Below are 21,141 nucleotides of genomic sequence, written 5' to 3' on the forward strand. Positions count from 1 at the left end.
AATCAAATGCAGTTTTTTGTTATTTTATATAACAAATAACAAAACAATACAACTTCCTATGCTAGTAGAAGAACTTGGGTGATGTGTAAGTACAATAGTAGTTGTCAAGCAATATCTAAATTAAAAAAATTATTTTTTGGCAATTATATTTGTTTAAATGTATGTTTGAAGAATCACTACTATAATAAATAATTCCACTACTAAATATAATAAAAAAAATTAAATGGTATTTATTAAATGCCCCACCACTGAGAAGCATCAGCCTGATATGCCCATCTGTAACCATTAGCTGAAGTTATCCAAATTTTAGCTAATTGATTTCCACTTTTGAATACATAAAGCCCATTGACAGCATAAACTGCTTCAGTATCAAACGAAGCATCTGTATTATTTGTAATATTAACTATACTATTAAAATTAGTTTGATATCCGAAATACTGAACTCCCCAGCCGCTATTTGCTGTAACTTTTCCTCCAGTAATATCAATATTACCAAAAGTTTGACCATTGGCTGATAATGTTGTACCTGTTCCAGTACCTTCTGGTCTTGGAATTACTGGACATACTGTACTTATAGGTGTTTCTATGTATTTTTTGTCTACTAAGTTATTTGTACCATAAGCAGTGACAGATACATAATATAAAGTTCCGTTATTAAAAGTCATATTAGGAACTTGTATTATAAAATTTGTTCTAGCATGATTTGAACCTGTTATTGTAGGATATGTTTGACTTGCATTTTTTATGGCACTATCTGGCTGAACAAATGAAGATGATGTACCAGCATATATATTGAAACCTGCAAAATCAGAAGCTATTATTCCAGACCAAAAATCTATATATATAGCATTATTACTTGCTATAGCTTTTATATCATAAGGTGAATTATATTCATCAACTACAGTAATAAGCTCTTCGTTACAAGAATATAATAAAAAAATTATAGGCACAATAAAAATTAATATTTTTTTCATAAATTAATAACTTAATATATTAGCAGCTGTTTGACGGCAATAATCTACTACTGCACTAGTACCGCTAACACTCCTTACATATATTTTTCCATAATAGGAATTATTGTCTTCTGTAATTTTTACTAAGTAAAGTCTGTTTGCTTTTACTTCCAAATCAATATTTCCATATCCATTTTCTGGAGGTACAACAATATCATTTAAAGAGCTACCAGCCATAACCATCATAGATGTATTTGCAACATTTTGGAAATATAATTTACCTCCAGAATCTATTAATTTTGCTAAATCTCTTCCTTCCATAGATATATTTTGATTTGCATTTATTGTTTGATTTACAGCTTCAGGTCTAGGTGTACCCATTTTTACAAAATTATCATAATAATAGTAGCTTTCTAATTGAGGTGTTATTTGATACGATGATACCCAAACATATATAGGTATACCATTAGGCAAATCTGTTTCCCTTAATGTGTCTACTGTAGAACTATTAGTAGAATAATAGCTTCCTACTTCTATTGTAAATGAATATTTTTTTACATTTTCTGATCTTAATTCAGTCATAGTTGGAAGAGCTTTTTGCTGATTATACAATCTGTATTCTCTTGGATTTGTGCTGTCCCCAAAATATATATTATATCCGCTGAATGAAGGTTCATTATTTTGTGCTTCAAACTCTACAACCAATTTATTTTGACCAGGTATAACTTTAGTAATATAAGGCTGATTTAATTCGAGAGTAATACCAGTAACATCTGGAAGTCCGCATGAAACAGCAGATAGAATAATTATAAATATAAAAAGTTTTTTAACTATGTTCATATTGTCAATTAATTATAATATAAAATACAATTATATCAATACTTATTTGTTAGTGCTTCCAAATCCGCCCTCGCCTCTTTTGGTATCAGAAATAGAATCAACTTCTTCAAAATCTATTTTTTCAACTTTAGCAAAAACCATTTGAGCTATTCTGTCGCCATGATTTATTGTAAAAGGAGTATCTGTAAGAGAAGCTAATATGATTTTTAATTCGCCTCTATAATCACTGTCTATTGTAGCAGGAGAGTTTAGGCAGAATATACCATTTTTTAATGCCAGAGAACTTCTGCTTCTTATTTGTGCTTCATAACCATCTGGTATCTCTATAAAAAGTCCTGTTGGTACCAATACTATATCATTTTTATTTAATGTTATCGGTTTATCCAAATTAGCATGCAAATCCAGACCAGATGAGCCTTCAGTTTGATATTTAGGCAGAGGATTAGTAGATTTATTAATAATTTTAATTTTGAGCATTATTTTCTCCGATTAGTTATATTTTAATTATAAAACAATTATATATAAAAAATGAAAAAAATAAAATAAATTATCTGAATAAGAAAGATAATATAAGTATGATTATAAGTGCAGTAATACCTTGTACAAAAGTAGCTAAAGTTCTAGCCTTGTAAGCATCTTTTACTTTTAATCCAGACAATTCAACAACTATCCAGAAATAACTGTCATTGGCATGCGAAGCTATCATAGAACCAGCACCAATTGCCATTAATACTAGTATTTGTGATATCGGTGTAGTGAATCCTAATGTATTAAGTAGAGGAGCAAAAAGTGTTGCTACTGTAACAACAGCTATTGTAGATGAACCAAGCATTATTTTTAAAGCAGACGCCATTATAAACGGCAATATTATACCCATATTTAGTGAAGCAAATATATGCCCTAACTCTGGTATAATTTTGGCTAGTTCTGTAGATTTTAATACTTCAGCAAAAGCACCGCTCGCACCAACTATTGCAAGTATATTTCCAGACGCCTTTATACCATCTCCTATCCACATAGCTATTTCTTCTGTATTAAATTTATGTGTTAAAAGAAGTGAGAATAGAAAACCTATAAATAATGCCATTGAAGGCTCGCCTAAAAATATAAATATATTTTTTATAATACCATCTGACATTTTAAAAGAATCAAATCTTACAATACTTCCAATAGCCATTAATAAAATAGGAACAGCTATTGGTGCTAATGCTTTCCAAGCAGATGGAAGCTCTCCTATATCACTTATTAAAGTTTCATAAGTAGGAGATTTGTCTGGATAATTAGGTTTTTTTATGTATTTAGATATAAATATACCATAAATTGCTCCGACCAAAGATGTAGGTATAGCAACTATTAAACCTATAAGAATGATAGTTAATAAATGTGCTTCAAGTCCGAATAAATTAACAACAGCAGCAGGTCCAGGAGTCGGAGGTATTAAGGCATGCGAGGCATAAAGTCCTGTAGATAATGCAACAGATAATGATACAGGAGAAGCACCGCTTTTTTTAGCAACTGCTTTTCTTAAAGGTGTAAGTATTAAATATCCAGAGTCACAGAAAACAGGTATTGATACTATAAAACCTAATATATTCATAGCTAATGCTGGGTGGGATTTTCCTACAATTTTTATTACTATTTCACCAAGTTTAAGAGCAGCACCTGACATTTCTAATATATTACCTATAATACTTCCAAGTACTATTATTATTCCTACACTTGCTAAAGCGTTTCCAAATCCTTTTCCTATTAAAGCAGATATCTCTGTTATGTAGTTATTATCTTTATTTGTTGGTATATGTAAAGTAAATGCCAAGAATATAGCCACTAAAAGCATTGCTATAAATGGATGAACTTTAAACTTAATAGTTAAGATCATTACAACAATTATAGATATTGCTAACATAGCTATTACAAAATAACTAATCATTGAATATCCTTTGATTTATTTTATGAAAAATTAAAATGAAAATATTATGATGTTAATCTTCTTCTGGAACTTCAGCGTAAATATAGCCTTCTTCAAAAAAATCTAATAATTCTTTTTCAGCTTCTTTAGCTATATTTTCCATTCCGTCTTCATATTCGATTTCTAGTATAAGATTGGCTCCTTGAAACGCTCCAAGTCCCATAATATTGAATACGCTTTTAGCATCTGCTCTAACACCGTTATACAATAGGAATATTCCTATATTAGAGTAGGCACTTTTGCTTGAGATTTGTGATAAAACGCCTGCAGGTCTTAGATGCATCCCATTTTTACTTTTGATTGTAACTACATTTGTTAATGTCATTAAATATCCTGTTGAATTTATTTTATATATTAAGTATAGTATATTTTTTTTTATTTTTCAATAGTGTTTATTTTTTAGAATATAATATTTAGTTATATTATAATTTGTTTGTATTTTAGCTAATTATATTTTTTCTTAAGAACAACTTTATCTATGAACTTTTAATATAATAGTATATATAAAATTATAACATATTTTTATTGTTGACTTTTAAATACATTATGTAAGCCTTTACTTTTTTAATATAATAAGTATTGTTTATCATATGTATGTCATTAGGTATAAGTATAACTATAGAATATTTTGAAACATTAAAAGTTGACATATTTCCAATAGCAATACTTACAATATGTTTATTAATATTGTCTGCTTTATCTTTTTCTATAAGCTTAATAATTAATGCTATTGTAAGATCAATATCAGAAAACAGAAGATTTAAGTATAATTATGTAAAGTAAATACTAAGGTATTTTATTAAAAACTGGCTTTATATATATAAAACCAGTTTTTAATTGTGTATATATTATTTAATTATATGTCTAAAGCAGTATTACAGCCTCAATATACGGTACTATTATAATTGCAGCATATGATAGCATAAGACTTTAGTAGCAGTATACCTCAATTCTATACAGTATAGTTATATAATATTGGTATGCAATTTATAATTTTTTACTCTTATAAATTAAGTTAATTATTATAAGAATATTATAACATATAATCATATATATGTCAATATAAACACGTATAATTTGCATGTTATGGCTATAGATTTTAATTTTAATAATGGTATAATATGAAATACAAATAATAATTATTGGAGCTGTTTTATGGGAGTATTAAAGTACGCTATATTGGGTCTTTTAAACCAAAAGAATATGACTGGATATGATATAACTAAAGAGTTTGAAGAAACACTATGCGAATTTTGGAATGCAAAACATAGTCAAATATATCCAGAATTAAAATTGCTTAATAAGCAAGGTATGGTCGAATATAAAATAGAGATATCAGGTACTGTATTAGAGAAGAAACTATATTCTATTACAGAACTAGGCAGAAATGATTTTATGAAATGGCTTGAGTCAAAAATAGATATTCCTCCTACATTCAAAGATGAGTTTAGACTGCAGTTATTTTTCTCTAATTGTTTATCAGAACAAACAAGAGAAGAATTGATTATAAATCATCTTAATCAGCATATAAAAAGATTAGAGTATTTAAGAAATAATCAAGAAAAATTTAATGGAAGTATACCTGAAAAGAATACAAGTGCTTTCAGCGATTATTTAGTTCTTATGGGGGCTATTATGCGTGAGGAAAACACATGCAGATGGCTTGAGAAATGCTTAGAATTATGTAGAAAATAGCATTATATTAATTATATATCTATTGTGAAAATTAATGAGTTTTCATAATAGATATATAAAGTAATATTTTATAGCTTTTATTAAATTCCCGCCCATTAGATTTTATAACTTTGTTTTGAAATTATAATCAAAATTATATTTAAAGCCTAATTACAAATTATTAGCTCCCACCCTAGCTTTGATTATATTAATAATCTCATTAACGCATGGTTAACGAATTATTTTATCTTTAATTTGTATTATAAGTTAAGATTTATTTTTTAGCTTCATTCTGCGTGCGGTTAATATATTTATCAAATTTGTATTTAAATTAATATTTGCTTTAAGTATTAATCAAAAAAGTATAATATCTTATTTTTTAATGTATATAAACATATTAGTTTCTATAAAAAATACTTGACTTTTATGTTTTTTTTCTATAATAATTATTATAACAATTTATTTTGGAGTTTATTTATGCCGTTGCCAGTGATAGCAATAGTTGGGATTGTAGGAGGGATTTTAGCACTTCTTGGAGTAGGAGGTATGGCGTTTTATCATGCTACTAAAGATACTCCAGCAGATTTAACTATTTTATTAGTAGGAGATCAAGCAGCAGGAAAGGATGCTGTTATGAATTTAATTGAGAATAATATATTTGATGAACAATATGAGGCTACAGCAAAATATTACACTATAATGACTGAAGTAAAAGGTAAAAAAATAAAAATTATTAATACTAGCGGAAGTGAAAAGACTTTAGAAGACACAGAAGAAGCTACTCTTCTAAAGCATGATATAAGATGTTATGTTTTTAATTCAATTAAATTTTATGAAAATAAAGATATAGTAAAAGGAATTAATCATGCTAAAAATGATATAAAAGGAATAGAAGAAAAAGAAAAAAGAAAAATAGAACTTATAGCTATAGGGACTAGAGGTGGTAGTATTAGTAATAAAGACAGTATTGAAAATGATGTAAGAGAAAATGGTGTAAAATGTAAAATATTTGAATTATCTAAAAAGCCAAGAGAAGAAATTTTAAAATATATATTTAATATTTAAAAAATATAATTTATGGAGTAAAAAATGATAGTAGCAATAGTACAAGGAAAAGATAGAGGTTTATATGATACTGTAATAGATGGAGAAGTAGTTTCAGGAAAAGAACAGCAAGATGCTATAAATAAATTATTATCTAAAATTCCTCCAATAAAAATTACAGGAAATGGCGGCTTTAAATTGGAAACAGGTGAATTTTTTTGTCATATGCAGCATCCTGAAAAAGATGTGGAAGGAAGATATAGAGTAGTGTTAATTGTATGGGACAAGAATACTTCTGAAGAAATTATAAAAGAAACCATTAAGGCTATAGGATGTGATTATTATAAATATGTTCAAATAAGAAATGAAATTAATAATGAAAAAAAAACTTTGAAAAAAATAATGATGTTACTAGGAGTATTTCTAATACTAGTAGCGGTAATGCTTTTTTTAAAAAAATAAAATTAAATATTTTTAATAAAGGTAATAAAAATAATGATAGATAAAGAACAAATTTTATTATTAGATGAACAAACAAAATTTGACATTAGAAAAAAGCCAAAAGCTACTTATGATATGACAAATGGTTTTTCAATATACGAGTTTGGAGACACTAATTTAAAAAATTCTTTTGTTGTAACAGAAACTAATAAAAAAATTCAATTAAACGAATATGATAAATGTGGTTATTTAATAGCTAGTTCTATTTATAACAATGTATATTATCCTATAGAAGTATATGATAAATGCTATAAAAAAGACTTTAGAAATTTATTGAATAGAATTGTTTATAGAATTGGTGCCCAAGATTTTTTTATGTCATATAGTGATGATACGAATTACAATGAAGAAGATTCAAGAGAATATATAGGTGGTTTTAAAGTTTCTCATCCTGCTGTAAAAGCCGATGCAAATGTTAATATTAATAGCATCTCTTCTAAAGAATCTGATATAAAACATATGGTAAATTTAGAAATAAATATGAGTAAACAGGAAGTATCAAGAGAACAATTTTATGACTGGGTAGATAAAGAAAGTATTAATTTAAAGGTATATGATAGTATTGGATTAGCCGCATTTTTAGATAGATTTGATGATTTTGGAAAAATAGATCATGGTATTTTAAGTTATAAAGATGTTAGTATTGAACATATAGGAATTGCTCATAATAAAAGTATGAAAATTTCTGGAGGATTTAATTATGCTCCTTCTTTTATAAAAGGTAAATTTGATTTTGAAAATATAAATAAATTCAGTTCTAATACTAAAATAGCTGAGAAATTTAAAGTTTATATAAAATTTTAATAAATATTAATTGTTAATGCAAAAAGATATAGTACAATTTTTCGGTATATTTTTTAATATCATTTATTTATTAATATTTAATATTAGTAAACCTTTTTTTATATAGAATTCATGTTATAATAGTTTAACTTTTAAACTTTTTTACTTTTTATTGAGGATAAATTAATGGCTAACAATTCTATAGAAATAAGAGGAGCTAAAGAGCATAACCTTAAAAATATATCGCTGTCAATACCGCATAAAACCCTAACCACTTTAACAGGAGTATCAGGAAGCGGAAAAAGTTCGCTAGCATTCGATACTATTTTTAAAGAGGGTCAAAGAAGATATTTAGAATCATTATCAGCCTATGCAAGACAGTTTTTAGGCGTTATGGCTAAGGCGGATGTTGAACATATAGAAGGACTATCCCCTACTATTTCTATAGACCAAAAAAGCGTTAATAAAAATCCCCGCTCTACTGTAGGTACTGTTACAGAGATTTATGACTTTTTTAGACTTCTTTTTGCAAGGCTTGGTGTTCCTTACTGTTCTAAATGCGGACATAAAATTTCAAAGCAAAGCGAAGACCAAATAGCTCATAGTGTATTAAGAGAGTTTGCAGAAAAAAGAATTTTAGTTCTAGCTCCTATTGTTAGAGATAGAAAGGGAGAGTATAGAAAAGAAATTGAAGAAGTGAAGCTTGCAGGATATCCTAGAATAAGAATTGATAATATAGTTTATAAATTCGATGAAGATGAAATACCAGAGCTTAAAAGATATGAGAAGCATACTTTGGAGATAGTTATTGATAGGATAAAAGTTGAAGATAAATACTTGTCAAGAATCACTGATGATATAGAAAGGGCTATAAGAATAACAAAGGGATTAGTGGCATTTTATGAAGAGCATGAAAAAAGTAATGAGGCAATTGAAGTTAATAATGATATAGAAAACATTGAAACAAATGAAGCTGATACAAAGACTAAAAAGAAAAAAATCAAAATGAGTAAGCAATTTGAAATAGATAAATATTACAAACTCTATACTACAGAAAGATCTTGTGCTAACTGCGGACACTCTATTGCTGATATCGAGCCTAATTTATTTTCATTTAATAACCCTATGGGGGCATGTACTGTTTGCGGAGGACTTGGGGTTGAGCATGTATTTACAGAAAAGCATATTGTAAGAGATGAAAATTTAAATATTTATGATGGAGCTTTGTCCTGTTTTGTAGATGATCATATTGGTTTTGATATGGAATATGGTATTGATGAACTAGAAGTTATTGCCAAAACTTATAAAATAGATTTAAAAAAGCCTTGGAAAGATTTTACTAAAACAGAAAAAAAATATTTACTTTATGGTACTGATAAAGAAATTAAATGGAGAAAAAGATTCTGGTATCATAGTAAACTTGTGGAAGAGAGAGTACCTGGTATTTTGGACAGGTTAAAATATGATTATGAAACTTATAAAATGAGCTATTATGCTAATTTTATGGACGAAGTTGAATGTCCTAAATGCAAGGGTAAAAGAATTAATGAAGATGCATTGTCAGTTAAATTTAATGGAAAAACTATAGCCGATTTTTCTTCAATGACTATAGAAGATTTGTATGATTATTTTACTAAATTAAAATTAAAACCTAATGAAGAGATAATCGGTGCTCCTATAGTAAAAGAGATTATTTACAGATTAACATTTTTGGTGAAAGTAGGATTAACTTATTTGACTGTAGAACGTTCCTCCCCTACTCTTTCAGGCGGAGAATCTCAAAGAATAAGACTAGCATCTCAAATAGGAAGCGGACTTGAAGGTGTATTATATGTATTAGATGAGCCTTCAATAGGACTTCATCAGTCTGACAATAAAAAATTAATAGAATCATTAAAAACATTAAGAGATAAAAACAATACTGTTATAGTTGTAGAGCATGACAAAGAAACTATGGAGGAGTCCGACTTTTTAATTGATATAGGTCCTAATGCTGGAGTTAATGGCGGAGAGGTTGTAGGCATTGGTGATTATGAAGAGTTTTTAAAGTCTGATAGATCCTACACTGCAAAATATTTACGCGGCGATGATGATATAGAAATACCAAAGACAAGAAGAGACGGAAACGGAAAATTTTTAAAAGTAATAGGTGCTAATCAATTTAATCTAAAAAACATAGATGTAGAGTTTCCTTTGGGATTATTTATTGTAGTTACAGGACTTTCTGGAAGCGGTAAATCTACTTTAGTCGAAAATATTTTAATGCGTGCTTTGCATAATCATTTTTATGGAAAAACTTTAACAGCAGGCAGTCATGAAAAAATAGAAGGACTTGAAAATATTGATAAGGTTATAGAAGTTGATCAGTCTCCTATAGGAAGAACTCCAAGAAGCAACCCTGCAACTTATACAAAAGTTTTATCACCTATAAGGGATTTATTTGCTGCTACTAAACTTGCAAAAATGAGAGGATATGATAAAGGCAGATTTTCATTTAATGTAAAAACAGGAAGATGTCCTACATGTGAGGGTGCTGGAGTTATAGAGCTGGAGATGCAGTTTTTATCTAATGTATTAGTGCCTTGTGAGGAATGCGGCGGTAAAAGATTTAATGCAGAGACTTTGGATGTTAAATACAAGGATAAAACTATTTATGATGTTCTTGAGATGAGTGTTTCAGAGGCTATTAAGTTTTTTGACGGAATAACTTCAATAACAAGAATATTAAAAATAATGGAAGATATAGGACTTGGATATATAAAATTGGGGCAGCCTTCCACTACTTTATCTGGAGGAGAGGCTCAGAGAATAAAACTAGCAAGCGAGCTTCATAAAATATCTACAGGAAACACTTTATATATATTAGATGAACCTACTACAGGACTTCATTTTGAGGATATAAAAAAATTATTAAAAGCATTAGACGGACTTGTTGAAAAGGGAAATACTGTTTTAGTTGTAGAGCATAATTTAGACGTTATTAAATGTGCTGATTATATTATAGATATGGGACCTTTAAGCGGAGATAAAGGAGGCAGAGTTGTTGCTAAAGGAAAGCCAGAAGATATTATAAAAGTAAAAGAATCACTAACTGCAAAAGAACTTAAAGAAATATTAAAGCCTTCAAAAAAGAAAAAAGAAATTATAAAAATAGAAGAAGCAAAAAAAGAAGAAAATACTTCTCTCATTATAAAAGGTGCCAATAAACATAATCTTAAAAATATAAGCTTAACATTACCAAAAAATAAAATTAATGTTATAACAGGAGTATCTGGAAGCGGTAAAACTTCTCTGGCATTCGATACTATATTTAAAGAAGGTCAGAGAAGATTTGTTGAATCACTTTCTACTTATGCTAGAAGATTTTTAGGAAGATTTGAAGATGCTAATGTTGAAAAGATAGAAGGACTTGCACCTGCCATAGCAATAGATCAAAAAAATGTAAGCAGAAATCCGCGTTCTACTGTTGCTACTGTTACAGAGATTTATGACTATTTCAGACTAATTTTTGCAAGAGTGTCAAAACCTCATTGTCCTCATTGCAATGATAAAGATACTCTAAAAGCTGAAACTCCTTCAATACTTGCAACTGAAATTATTGATACTATGAACTTACATAAACTTATTATAATTTCTCCTCTATATCATAGTTCATTTAATCATAGATTTACTTTTGATGATAATGATGCAAAAGATATTAAAAAAATTATAGAAAAAACAAGAGAAGCTGGTTATGTGAGAATGCAGATTAATAATAATGATTATGTTATAGATGATATTACAGAAGAAGAAATTGATTCTTTATCAAAAGAAGAGATATATTCTGTAGGTATAGTTATTGATAGAATAGTTGTCGGAAAAGATAAAAGGGCTAGAATTGCAGATGCCATTGAAAGGGCTATGGATTTGTCAAATGGCGTAGTGCATATAAAGGCTTCACATGGCATAATTATAAAAGAAAGTTTCCATACGAAGTTTCCAGCATGTCTTCTACATGGCATATTATTTGATTTTGAAGTTACTCCAAGACATTTTTCATTTAATTCTCATTGGGGATACTGTGAAGAGTGCAAAGGGCTTGGAAGTAAACCTACATTCAGCATAGATTTGGCAATAAAAGACAGTACAAAGCCTTTATTTGATGGGGCATTGGATACTGCTCTTCATAATATGTTTTCTACTCATGGCAAGCATTATACTGATTCATTATTCAGACTATTAAAAAGAAATGGCATAACAAAAAAAGATTTATATCAAACTCCATTTAATGAACTTGATAAAAAAGTTATAGATACTATATTTTTTGGTGGTGATTATGCTATAGGTAATGTTATCACTGCTTGGCATTCTAATAATGATGTTACAAGTGAAGATTATTCAGAGTGGAAAGATAAATCGCTTGGCAAATTTTTTGTTGATGAGGAATGCAGTTCTTGTCATGGCGAAAGGCTTAATGAAGTGATGAGAGCATACACAATACAGAATAAAAATATAAGCCAAGTATGTGCTATGACAGTTGAAGGGGCAATTAATTTCTTCGATGAACTTCCTAAACTTTTAACAGATAGAGAAAATACAATATCAAAGGAAGCTGTTAAAGAAATAAATACAAGGCTTAGCTTTTTGGATAAAGTAGGATTAAATTATTTATCATTAGGAAGAAAATATGCTACACTTTCAGGGGGCGAAGCACAGAGGATAAGGCTTGCTAGTCAGTTAGGCTCTAAACTTACAGGCGTGCTTTATGTATTAGATGAGCCAACTGTAGGACTTCACCCAAGAGATACAGGTCATTTGCTTGATACATTAAAGGAATTAAGAGATTTAAAAAATACTCTTGTAATAGTAGAGCATGACAGAGATACTATGAAGGCTGCCGACAATATTATAGATATGGGACCTTTTGCTGGTGCTTTTGGAGGCGAAGTAGTTTTTGAAGGTAAATACGATGATATATTAAACTCAAATAATTCACTTACAGGAGATTATTTAAGCGAGAGAAAAAAAGTATTTGATAAAACTGCCGTAAGAAATGAAGAGACTGAATGCATAAAATTAAAAAATGTTTCTACAAACAATTTAAAAAATATTAACGTTGATATACCATTAAAAAAAATAGTGGTTGTTACAGGAGTATCAGGAAGCGGTAAATCATCACTTATAATAGATACTCTCTACCCTGCACTAAAAAAACGCAGACTCAATCAATACTCTAAATTTGAAAGTGCTGAAATACCTAACATTGTTTCAGACACTATATTAGTTGACCAAATTTCAATAATTGGTTCTATCAGAAGTACATTAGTAAGCTATAGTAAAGTGTTTGATAAAATTAGAAATATATTTGCAAAAACTCCTGCAGCAAAAGCGAAAGCATTCGCAGCGGGGAGATTTTCATATAATGGAAAAGAAGGAAGATGCAATATATGCGAAGGTAAAGGTATAAGAAAAATAGCTATGCACTTCTTATCCGACATGGAAATAGTTTGTGAGGCTTGCGGAGGTAAAAGATACAATGATGAAACTTTATCCGTGAGGTTCAAATCTCTAAACATAGCCGAAGTATTAGAACTTACAGTTGATGAGGCAATAGATTTTTTTGACTTTGACAAATCAATCACTAAAACTTTATCAATAATGAGTGAGGTTGGGCTTGGTTATATAAAACTCTCTCAAAGGCTTGATACTTTCTCAGGCGGAGAATTGCAGCGTTTGAAACTTGCAACAGAATTAGCTAAAAAACAAGGCGATGAGCATATAGTTTATATTTTGGACGAACCTACTACAGGGCTTCACTTTGATGATGTTAATAAACTTCTTATAGCTTTAAACAAATTAGTAGAAAAAGGACATAGCGTCATCATAATAGAGCATAATCCTGATGTTATAAAAGCTGCTGATTATATAATAGATTTAGGTTTAGAAGGCGGCACTAATGGTGGAGAGATAATTGCTAAAGGTACTGTTGAAGAGATTTTACAGATGAAAAAAGGATACACTTGGAAGTACATTTGATTAATAAATTGAAAGTTATTATAATATTTGTATAATAAGTATTTTTTGAGGAGTTATATATGAAAAAACTTTTTTTATTAGTTACAATCTTATCTTTATTTTTCATACAATGCGGTAATTTTGTAACAAGTTCTGATAATACGGATACGACCAAGCCTCCAGTAATAGATTCTGGGGATTATACTTGGAATGATTTTAAAGGACGTTATAGTGTAAGTATTGATACTCAAAGTACTATGGATATAGTTTTATTTGATACAGGGTATATTCAGATTATTATGAAAACTGCAGCAGGTAATGCTAATTTAGGTTCTTATTATTTAGGTGAAAATACAGGAAGTAAATATTCTACATATTCATTTATAGTTGGTAAGGGAACATCAGCACAAGCAGAATATGATATTAATTTTAATAATGAAACATTAGTATATAAAAATGAGGTCATTAATATGTCAAAAATATCATCTAGTACAGATATACAATTAAATGAAAGAGTAGGACAATATTTTGATGAAGAAAATCAAAGCTATGTTATTGTATCAGCTTCAGGTATCTCTTATTCTAAATTACAGGCTTATTCTATAATATTAGATGATGCTAATACAACAAAAACTCATTTTAGTAAAAAAGGTGTAGATGGTTCTGTAAGCTACAATGTAGACTATATATTTAATGATCAAGGAGTTACTATTATTTACAAAGCTGTAAACTCTCAATTAGGTAATACGGTAATTATAGATATTAATAAATTATGTACAATTCCTACAGAAGTTAAACAATGAAGCTTCTATTTAAAATATTTTAATCATTTAACTTAGTTTTAATTGTTATAGTATTGTAGTAAATATATATTAAAAACTGATGAGTTTGATAAAAGCATTGCTAGTGCCAGCAAGGCGGTAGATAATTTTTTATATAAAAAATAAAGAGGATAGTTAAACTAATAACTACCCTCTTATAAACTTTATTCAAATATAGTTTTGTACTCGTCTTTTAAATAAGGCTTGATTTCTTCTGCTGACATTAATACTTTAGTCTCGCCTATTGCATAAGGTCCTATTTCGTATATTCCCCAAGTAAATACTAAACCGCTTGATGTAATATAAAAATTATTGTTTTCTAGTGAAAGTTCATTCAAATCAAAATAAGATCTTTCATCTCTTCCCTCTATTTTTAAGAGTTTATCTTTTATTAAATTGAGTAAGTCAGTATTTTTTAAGTCAGATATCAAATCTTCTATTTTTAATTTGTTTCCGTTTTCTAATGAATAAACACTGTATACTGTAGTGTAGGTTCCATGTGCACCGCCTGTGTACTCGTATATAAATCTATTTATTGAAATGAATTTTTCGCTTAAATAATTTATACCATATTGACTTAAATCTTCAGATGTGTTGGTTATATAATCAGAGTTTACCCATTCATCATAATAGGCATTCATTTTATTGCTTATTATATTTTCTTTTTTTAATAATGATTCTAAATCGTTAAAAGAAGCTGCATCAGTTACAGCAAACTCCTTATTTATATCTAAATTTATTTTATCTATTACTTCTGAATTATTTTCATTGTTCAATATAAATATAGAGTTTTTATATTCAAATATATTATCACTATTAGATGAAATATTTGTGTATGTATATTCAATTATTCTTGCTCCTGTTACTGGACTTTTAACCGATTTAAAAGTTATTTCTTTACCGTCTATTTTAGCATTAAAAGGATATGATACGCTTGGCAGATTTCCTTCTAAAGTATTATTATCATAAGAAACTGCTGATATGCTTCCTTCATCAAGCTCCCCTATTCTTTCTACATTAAATGTTACTGAATTTTGATTAGAGTCTGTATAAACAATTGTACCTAAATTATTTGTATTATATGTTAAAGCAGAACTTACATACTCCCCGTTATCAGACATCAAATATAATACTTCATAATTATATAATTTTTCATTTTCAGTTAAAGGAATATTAATATTTGCTTGTATATTATTTGATTTATTATCATTATTTGAATTGCTGCATGAAACTACTAACAATAAACTTAATATTATCACTGTAAAAATTGTTCTCATTTTTATCCTCTTTTTCCATTTGTGAAATTAATACTTTAAAAACAAGGAGTTTATTTAATGTGTAAAATATTAGACTTGTTTCAAAACTGATTTTATTTATTAATTGTTGATACTAACTCATACTCTACATTCTTTTGGCAAGCACCACTTCTTTTGCTGAATAGGCATCTACAATACAAAGTACGCATGCATAAGGTGCAGGTATAATTCCAAGTCCTATTTCAGCAGTTGCATATACAGATACAATATTTAACATATATTTTTGTATAAAATATAGATTTAATAATTGATAAATATAACAATATTTATCAATCACTTCTTATTTTACAATAAATAATATATCATAAATTCTTGATACGAGTAATTTAATATTGCTTATATTATATGTTAAATATAGGAAAAGAATATATATTTATTAATATCTAATCCAAGAATATCCGCTTGATATATTATATTATCAATTTGCATAGTATTGTAAAACATAATGTTACTATGACAAAATAATATTTTATATTATTTTGAATACTATGAGATTTTCTTAAATTATTTGCAGACTCCATAGAATAAAACATAAATTTCATAGAATGTATATCTATTGATCTATTAAGAAGTAATTAAAAAACTAGATGGTATTTAATCATTTTTTTATTTGATATTATATTAAATATTTTTTAGGATTATATATATCAAGCATATATTATATATTTATAAGTTATGTTATATGAATCTATGATTTGATTTAGGAGTTAAATTATTAACAACTACTTTATCATAGTTTATTAAAAATATGTATTATAGGTTTAGTATACTTATATCCTACTTCAGTAAATCTACTTCCTCTACCAGCCATAGGAATTACTATATTAAGCATTAATTATACTCCTAATTTTTTGTTTAATTTTAGCATATTTTTTAAATTTTGTAAAGACTTATTATACAAATAATCACTATACTTTTTTAAATTCATTTGTTTAATTTTATAAACTTCTTCTTCCATATTAATAGCTAATTTTAATGATTCTAATAAATCTTGATTTTTTTCATATATTATGCTATTGTCATTATCCAAGCCATATGTTTTAGAAAATTTACTATTAACTATGCATATTTTGTTAAATCCATACGATAATTGAAATGTTCCAGAAACACCATATTTCACATATCTATTATGAGCCTTATTTTCACAATCTAACATAGGAAGTATGAAATCAGAAGAGTAAACTTCTTCAAATAGATCTGGATAATTTATTCTACCTCTGATAGTTACAAAAGGTCTTAAATATGTTAAATCATAATTTATATCACCACCTCCTACTAATGTTAAATGAAAATTTATTATTCCAGACTTTACTAACATTCTAAAAGAATCAAATAGTAATTTATAATTTCTTCTATGTTCTGAAAAACTACCCGCAACAATAAATTTTGTTATGTCCTTATTTTTTGTTTTGTAATTAAAATCTCCAAAGTAATGAGGATTAATGTAATTTTCTTTTAATTCTTCATCTAAATTATGCATAATGGCTATTTTTTTATTTTTTCTTAAAAGGTTTCTATTAATTAGGTCAATATGATGTTCCATTATTATAGTATTTTTATTTAACTTGTAAATGTTAGGTATATAATCTAATATAGATGGCCAATTATTTATTGTATTATATATATAATATGAAGTTATAAATATATTTTTATATTTTTTTATTTTTTTATTATTAAAAGCTTTTTTTATTCTATCTAAATCTAAAGAAAATATTTTTACTTTATTATTATCATTGAAGATATCTGATATTCTTTCATAAAATATATTATTAGTTATAAGTATATCCACATTGTAATTCAAATCTAAAAAATATTTAACTATACCAGGTATAACTTCTCCATGTGAATTATTAAATTCAGATACTAAAACAGTATTATCAGATATCTTAGCATTAATAAAATTAATTAAATTTATATTTTCTATTTCTAAGTAAATTTTATTTTTAAACCATTCATAAATATAATAATGATTAATATTGGAAGATAAATAATTCATTATAATATAACTATTAATAGTAAGTTTGTTTGATAATATATTATCTATTATTTTATTTTCAAAATAAGACATTACTTCTAAAAATATATTTATATTACTAGAAAAATTATTATGTATTTCATTGTAAAAAAAACATAAATAGTATGAATAAAATTTATATATTTCATTTATGTCATATTTATTGATAATATTTAATATATTATTAATATAATCATTAATATAGTTTTTATAATTTGTATAATTTATTTTTTCTAAATTACTTACTGAATTTTTATATGAAAATTTTATTGGAATATTCATATAGGTTTTAGCATTTATAAAAGCTTTTAAATTGAATAGTATAGTATTTTCTATTATATCAACATTGTTTTTTATTAAGTCATATCTATACAATTTATTATACATTATATCAGCTCTACCATTAGATATAAAATAATCTAAAATAAATTTGCCAAATAAATGAGTATATCCAATACTTTCATCAAATGTAATTATATCTAAATTATAAAATGCGGAATAATATAGTAATATTTCATAAGTTTCTAAATTAAAATAGTTATCTGTATCAATAAAGGCAATATACTCTCCACTTATATATTTCATAGCTTCTAATTTATTTGATACTATTTTTATTTTATCATCATTAATATCCAATTCATAGTTAAATGTATTGACTATAATAATATCTATATTTTTTAATGTTTGATTAATTATAGTATCTATGCATGATATAATATTATTTTTATTGCTTGTTTTATCTATTGTTATAATTATAGATATTTTACTTTTCATATTATTAAATATAATATGTTTATTTTTTTCAAAGAAAGTATTTATACTTTCTTTGGTTATTATATTATCTCTTTTTAAACTATTTTTATTATTTTGTAGTATAAAATCAATTATACTTTTTTTCTTATTTTTTATAAATATTTTTATAAAAAATATATAAATTGTTATGTTTAATGAGTATGGATCTATATTTATAGAAAATATTTTTTTTAACATAAAATATTACTCTTTGCAATAGTATTATTAACTAAATTATAAATTATAATGTATATTATTTCAAATGTAAAAAATGTCAATTAATGTTTATATTAGTTTTGACAAAATATTATATTTGATTTATAATATACTAGAGTATTACATTGGAACGTAAATATGAAAATTAATGATATTAATACAAAAGATATATCTGTAGTTGTTCAAGGAGCTATAGATAAAGAATATACACATATATGTTTAGAAAGTATTAGGAAATATTTACCAGGCAGTGAAATAATACTCTCTACTTGGGAAGGCTCTAATATAAATGGATTAGATTATGATATTTTAGTTCTTAGTAAGGATCCAGGAGGTGTCATTTTTGATTTTACTAGAAATGTTGTTAATAATTCAAATAGACAGCTTATAAGTACTAAAAATGGATTAAAAAAAGTTAATAATAAATACACTTTAAAATTTAGAAGCGACAATATATTAATAGATAATAAATTTCTGAATTATTTTAATAAATTTAATTTTTATAATTATAAATATAAAATATTTCAAAGTAGAGTTTTGGTCAGTGCTGTTTATTCAAGAGAATTTAGTGATGAAACTAACTTTCCAATGCCATTTCATCCATCAGATTTTTTTATATTTGGATATTCATCAGATATAGAAAACTATATTTATAATACAGAATTACTAAAAAATGATAGTTTATCTAATTTTGATTGTAAATATTATAATAAAATTCCATATCAAAATAGCACTTATCAATATACAACTGAACAATATTTTTGTTATTCTTGGGTTAAAAGGCATTTTGATGATGTCATTTTTGATGATTGGTCTGATTGGAATGATAAAAATATAGAGCAGTCCAATAATATACTTTATAATAATTTTGTATTTCTTGATCCATATCAAAGCTGTTTCATTAATTATAAACATTCATGGGCTTTTGAATTATATCATTCTATAAATGGACTTATTACTTATAAAGTTTTTCAAAAATATTATAAAAAATTATGTGATAATAATTATATTATAGAAATGGATTTTAGAGATAAAATCAATAATTTAAAGTTCTATCAAAAGCTATTTAGAATTATAAAATTTTATAATAAATTAACTATATTCTTTGTAGGAATAAGAATAACTATTAAATTATATTGATATAATTATTTTATAAATTTTTTAGTTAAATATTTATTTAATGGTTTATCCCATAGATAATATGATATTATTCCAAATACTATAATTAGAATAAAACTAAATACATACTCTATTATTGGATAATTAATTCTAAAAGATGAATATATTTTTGTAGATGCTAGTAAATTTCCATTTGCTATTACTTCTTGTACTATCCATTGCATAACATATATGGCATATGAATATTTTCCCATAAATCCGAATATTTTATGATTTAATAGCTTAGCTAAATATCCTTTGTTTAAGATAAAACAAAATAGCAATATACAAAAAAGTATAGTATAATATATTTGTAAATCAATTATTTGATATTTTATAAAAATGTTGATAAAAATTTCAATTAGACATATTATAGATATAATGGTAAATAGTATTGCTCTGCTCCTCTGCTCCTCTGCTCTGATACCATACTATAAATATTGCAAATAAATACCCAATTGTCATAAATATAATACTTTTTAAAAGACCTCCAGTAATAATAAGGAATTTATTTTGAATGTATGATAAAAATCCAAAATATAAAAATATAGATATATAAAATAATAAATTTTTATTTTTAATATTTCTAAAAAAATAGAATAGAGTTATATAACCAAAAAATAAAGGTCCCAAATACCATAAATGTGTATTTGTAGGCCAAGCACCATATTCCATTTTAGGTAGTAGTCCAAAACTGTTTATGCCAATATCTCTTATAAATAATAGATTTAAAAATTCATGTCTAAAGTAAAAAGGCTGCTTTATAACTCCAGAGTAATATAATATGATATGTAGTAAAGAACTTAACACACATAATGGAAGAAGTCTAATGATTTTTTTTATAACAAAATTTTTAAAACTTATGTTTTTATTTTGAACTTCAAAATATAGAAAATATCCTGATATTAAAAAGAAAAAATTAACAGCTATACTTATATCTCCTCTATATGGAATTGTTTGACCTGTCAGATATGAGGCATGTGCTATTAAAATTGCTATCAAGAATAAAAACCTTATGAACTCTATACTATATATCATATAATCTCTCCCTATATTTTAGTGTATT

The 21,141-nt window shown here is 26.2% G+C and carries 18 protein-coding genes; 8 read left to right on the forward strand and 10 right to left on the reverse strand.

The genetic code is table 11. From position 1 onward, the window contains the following. Positions 1-233: 233 nt before the first annotated feature. The 5 genes from F811_RS0115100 to F811_RS0115120 form a co-directional block, all read right to left on the reverse strand. A complete protein-coding gene (locus F811_RS0115100; protein ID WP_020006066.1) occupies positions 234-974 on the reverse strand; it encodes a hypothetical protein in 741 nt (246 codons plus the stop codon). Positions 975-977: 3 nt separating this feature from the next. Next, the gene (locus F811_RS0115105; protein ID WP_020006067.1) at positions 978-1,793 is read right to left on the reverse strand and encodes a hypothetical protein; all 816 of its coding nucleotides are present in this window, start codon (positions 1,791-1,793) and stop codon (positions 978-980) included. 42 nt (positions 1,794-1,835) lie between these two features. Next, a complete protein-coding gene (gene dut / locus F811_RS0115110; RefSeq protein ID WP_020006068.1) occupies positions 1,836-2,270 on the reverse strand; it encodes a dUTP diphosphatase in 435 nt (144 codons plus the stop codon). A 70-nt stretch (positions 2,271-2,340) separates the two neighbouring features. Beyond that, positions 2,341-3,723, reverse strand: a complete 1,383-nt coding sequence (locus tag F811_RS0115115) for a GntP family permease (protein WP_020006069.1) — start codon at positions 3,721-3,723, stop codon at positions 2,341-2,343. Between the two features lie 52 nt (positions 3,724-3,775). Beyond that, positions 3,776-4,087 carry an HPr family phosphocarrier protein gene (locus F811_RS0115120; protein WP_020006070.1) on the reverse strand — a complete coding sequence of 104 codons (312 nt, stop codon included), beginning with the start codon at positions 4,085-4,087 and terminating at the stop codon, positions 3,776-3,778. Positions 4,088-4,356: 269 nt separating this feature from the next. On the opposite strand from F811_RS0115120, the gene F811_RS0115125 reads away from it, so the two are divergent. The 7 genes from F811_RS0115125 to F811_RS16260 all read left to right on the forward strand — a co-directional run bounded on the left by F811_RS0115125 (position 4,357) and on the right by F811_RS16260 (position 14,561). Continuing rightward, complete coding sequence (locus tag F811_RS0115125; RefSeq protein ID WP_020006071.1) at positions 4,357-4,545, forward strand: hypothetical protein; 189 nt, start codon at positions 4,357-4,359, stop codon at positions 4,543-4,545. 372 nt (positions 4,546-4,917) lie between these two features. Then, a complete protein-coding gene (locus tag F811_RS0115130; protein WP_020006072.1) occupies positions 4,918-5,457 on the forward strand; it encodes a PadR family transcriptional regulator in 540 nt (179 codons plus the stop codon). Positions 5,458-5,913: 456 nt separating this feature from the next. After that, the gene (locus F811_RS0115135; RefSeq protein ID WP_020006073.1) at positions 5,914-6,501 is read left to right on the forward strand and encodes a P-loop NTPase family protein; all 588 of its coding nucleotides are present in this window, start codon (positions 5,914-5,916) and stop codon (positions 6,499-6,501) included. Between the two features lie 24 nt (positions 6,502-6,525). Continuing rightward, positions 6,526-6,942 carry a hypothetical protein gene (locus tag F811_RS0115140; protein WP_020006074.1) on the forward strand — a complete coding sequence of 139 codons (417 nt, stop codon included), beginning with the start codon at positions 6,526-6,528 and terminating at the stop codon, positions 6,940-6,942. A 33-nt stretch (positions 6,943-6,975) separates the two neighbouring features. Further along, complete coding sequence (locus F811_RS0115145; protein WP_020006075.1) at positions 6,976-7,785, forward strand: hypothetical protein; 810 nt, start codon at positions 6,976-6,978, stop codon at positions 7,783-7,785. A gap of 165 nt (positions 7,786-7,950) precedes the next feature. Next, entirely contained in the window at positions 7,951-13,779 is a 5,829-nt protein-coding gene (gene uvrA / locus F811_RS0115150; RefSeq protein ID WP_020006076.1) for an excinuclease ABC subunit UvrA, read from the forward strand. 59 nt (positions 13,780-13,838) lie between these two features. Then, entirely contained in the window at positions 13,839-14,561 is a 723-nt protein-coding gene (locus F811_RS16260) for a hypothetical protein (RefSeq protein WP_020006077.1), read from the forward strand. Between the two features lie 182 nt (positions 14,562-14,743). On the opposite strand, the gene F811_RS0115160 is transcribed toward F811_RS16260, so the two are convergent. The 3 genes from F811_RS0115160 to F811_RS0115175 all read right to left on the reverse strand — a co-directional run bounded on the left by F811_RS0115160 (position 14,744) and on the right by F811_RS0115175 (position 18,899). Next, positions 14,744-15,856 carry a DUF3298 and DUF4163 domain-containing protein gene (locus F811_RS0115160; RefSeq protein ID WP_020006078.1) on the reverse strand — a complete coding sequence of 371 codons (1,113 nt, stop codon included), beginning with the start codon at positions 15,854-15,856 and terminating at the stop codon, positions 14,744-14,746. Positions 15,857-15,980: 124 nt separating this feature from the next. Beyond that, positions 15,981-16,112, reverse strand: coding sequence for a hypothetical protein (locus F811_RS17135; RefSeq protein ID WP_020006079.1), 132 nt, complete (start codon positions 16,110-16,112; stop codon positions 15,981-15,983). A gap of 618 nt (positions 16,113-16,730) precedes the next feature. Further along, positions 16,731-18,899, reverse strand: coding sequence for a glycosyltransferase family A protein (locus F811_RS0115175; protein WP_020006081.1), 2,169 nt, complete (start codon positions 18,897-18,899; stop codon positions 16,731-16,733). 156 nt (positions 18,900-19,055) lie between these two features. Here F811_RS0115175 and F811_RS16265 point away from each other — a divergent pair, with 156 nt between their 5' ends. Further along, positions 19,056-20,057, forward strand: coding sequence for a WavE lipopolysaccharide synthesis family protein (locus F811_RS16265; protein WP_020006082.1), 1,002 nt, complete (start codon positions 19,056-19,058; stop codon positions 20,055-20,057). A gap of 5 nt (positions 20,058-20,062) precedes the next feature. Here F811_RS16265 and F811_RS0115185 read toward each other — a convergent pair whose 3' ends face one another. Both F811_RS0115185 and F811_RS0115190 read right to left on the reverse strand, forming a co-directional pair. After that, positions 20,063-20,290 (reverse strand): acyltransferase family protein, encoded by a 228-nt coding sequence (locus F811_RS0115185; RefSeq protein ID WP_020006083.1) that lies wholly within the window; start codon positions 20,288-20,290, stop codon positions 20,063-20,065. A 142-nt stretch (positions 20,291-20,432) separates the two neighbouring features. Beyond that, the gene (locus F811_RS0115190; protein ID WP_020006084.1) at positions 20,433-21,113 is read right to left on the reverse strand and encodes an acyltransferase family protein; all 681 of its coding nucleotides are present in this window, start codon (positions 21,111-21,113) and stop codon (positions 20,433-20,435) included. Positions 21,114-21,141 lie beyond the last annotated feature (28 nt).

This window comes from Brachyspira innocens ATCC 29796 (genome assembly GCF_000384655.1).
Lineage (GTDB): Bacteria > Spirochaetota > Brachyspiria > Brachyspirales > Brachyspiraceae > Brachyspira > Brachyspira innocens.